The sequence below is a fragment of the Xenorhabdus innexi genome, assembly GCF_002632485.1.
Taxonomy (GTDB): domain Bacteria; phylum Pseudomonadota; class Gammaproteobacteria; order Enterobacterales; family Enterobacteriaceae; genus Xenorhabdus; species Xenorhabdus innexi.
Genome location: NZ_NIBU01000149.1, coordinates 1 through 1,966, shown reverse-complemented (window position 1 = coordinate 1,966; position 1,966 = coordinate 1). Strand labels below are relative to the sequence as shown.

The 1,966-nt window shown below is 39.2% G+C and carries 3 protein-coding genes and 1 pseudogene; 3 read left to right on the top strand and 1 reads right to left on the bottom strand.

What is annotated here, in order from left to right; translation table 11 throughout:
- Nucleotides 1–103: pseudogene (locus Xinn_RS20590) on the bottom strand (IS630 family transposase); the annotation flags it as partial.
- Nucleotides 104–121: 18 nt separating this feature from the next.
- Between Xinn_RS20590 and Xinn_RS20585 the strand changes: the two are divergent.
- The 3 genes from Xinn_RS20585 (at nt 122) to Xinn_RS20580 (ending at nt 1,849) form a co-directional block, all read left to right on the top strand.
- Nucleotides 122–910 carry an ATP F0F1 synthase synthase gene (locus tag Xinn_RS20585; protein WP_211286044.1) on the top strand — a complete coding sequence of 263 codons (789 nt, stop codon included), beginning with the start codon at nt 122–124 and terminating at the stop codon, nt 908–910.
- A gap of 187 nt (nt 911–1,097) precedes the next feature.
- Nucleotides 1,098–1,244: a hypothetical protein gene (locus Xinn_RS22300; protein ID WP_169923644.1), complete on the top strand. Its 147-nt coding sequence runs from the start codon at nt 1,098–1,100 to the stop codon at nt 1,242–1,244.
- Nucleotides 1,245–1,276: 32 nt separating this feature from the next.
- The gene (locus tag Xinn_RS20580) at nt 1,277–1,849 is read left to right on the top strand and encodes a 3'-5' exonuclease (protein WP_099137800.1); all 573 of its coding nucleotides are present in this window, start codon (nt 1,277–1,279) and stop codon (nt 1,847–1,849) included.
- The last annotated feature ends 117 nt before the right edge of the window (nt 1,850–1,966 follow it).

Genomic DNA, 1,966 nt, shown 5'->3' with positions numbered 1-1,966 from the left:
GTATCCCCATGATCCGGCGTGCATAATTTTTATCAGGTGTTTTTTGAACGATTTTTTTCATCTGCCGCCGTTCATTTCGGGAAGTGGGTGGTATGATAAACATGACTCGATCCTTTTTTCTGTGATTTTGCGTTTTGGGAACAAAAATTTCGCAAATTTAGGATCGAGTTTCTTTGATACTCCTACCATTTTGAAAAGCTATTTAGATGAAGATGTTTGGTTTAAAGTAGAGAAATTCAGTCAACAGGATTATTGCTCTGATTATCTCAAACGTGATTTTGTTGCCGCAGAATATAATTCCCTGCCTAAAAGTGAATTTACTAAAATAGCCTATTTATGCTCAATTCAGGATGGAAGTTTCTTTTTTCAGAAGGTTTATCCCTCAGTTTATCTCACTAAAAAGCTTCTTGGGTTCGGTGATATAGCCTACCTTGAAAACAGCGAGACGCGCCTTTGTATTAACCGATACCCTGATGCTATTTATTTCCCTCGGCTAGATAGATTAATATTCAGAAAATTGGTGACAATATCGAGTATTTTCACAGGGATTGACTCACTTTATAAAGAAGCGACTAATAAGGAAGTTCAGCAGTTTTTAGAACAGAACTTTATAGAACTAGCTGATGGTTATGGCCTGAGTAAAGTATCTAAACCAAATCGTGCTCGTATCGCTTTAGCTAGGGATGCTCTTGCTTTGATTCAGGATTCGGAAAATAGAGAGAAAATGCTGGCTTATATACGCAGTTACCATACTGAATTTCTTGCATTTGATGAGGCCAATCAGAAGTTTTATATTAAAAATGATGAGCAGCTCAAAATGTTACTATATGGAATTGAGGAGCGATTTTATACAACAGAATTAGGGCGCAAGAAGCGTTTAGCAAATTCTGTACAAGAGTTGAATAAATGATAAAGGTGAAGGATGGTATCTGCTCAACTAAAGATCACAGGACGACCACTCTAATTTCGATTACACTCATCACTCATGTATAGCACCGAGCCGTATTCGGCCAGTGTTTTTTCACTATCAAAACTAACGAACTTTAGAACTTTGCTCTGTAATTGAATATCTCGTGATAACTTAGAGTAAATTTATTATGAAATTCAAAAAACTCAAAAAAACAATTGAAGAATCAGGGTTAATGGATCTTGGATCTTTGCCAGAGTCAGATGCATCTAATATCGCTATTCTTCCGGTTGTTGAGAACCCTTTATTTGGTTTAATGCTTAAAAATCCGGTTTGAATTAATACGACAAGTCATAAAGGATAATAACAATGTCCGAAATTATTCGGCAGACAGTGATTACACAGGCTCATCAATGGGTTACGGAACGTGCTTATATTCTGGATACTGAAACCACAGGGTTGGATAAACAGGCACAGATCGTTGAGATAGCCCTGACAGATACTGATGGAAAGGTGATTTATCAAAGCCGCCTTCGTCCTTCTGTCCCGATTGATGCAGAAGCGCAAGCGGTTCACGGTATTGCTCTGAGCGATTTGGTTAATGAACCGCAATGGCCGCAGGTTGCAGATGAACTTATCTCACTCCTGAACAGCCGCCCTTTGATTATCTTTAATGCGAAGTTTGATCTCAGGATAATAGCCCAGACTGCAAAGGCATTTTCTATGGATACGCGCTGGTTGAAGCAGCTACAGTGCCGATGTGCTATGGATTTATCTGCTCTGTTTTATGGCGCGACAAATAAATATGGCACGATTTCACTGGCTAATGCAGCACGTGCTGCGGGAGTGTCGGTAAAAGGAAAGGCTCACTCCGCAGTAGTCGATTGCCAGACGACAGCCGCCGTGGTTCGCTCCATTGCAAATTTATATTCTCAGAAGTAGGAATGACTGTGGCTGCTTCATAGATAGGATCTTAAGCAATAACCGTTTATTTTTAGATAGAAAAAAGGCTTCATTTATGATCTGATAATCGTCGCTAAACTAATATCAAAACCACGG

Coding starts and splice junctions, on each gene's coding strand:
- Xinn_RS22300 (WP_169923644.1), top strand. CDS start 1,098: ATGAAATTCAAAAAACTCAAAAAAACAATTGAAGAATCAGGGTTAATG.
- Xinn_RS20580 (WP_099137800.1), top strand. CDS start 1,277: ATGTCCGAAATTATTCGGCAGACAGTGATTACACAGGCTCATCAATGG.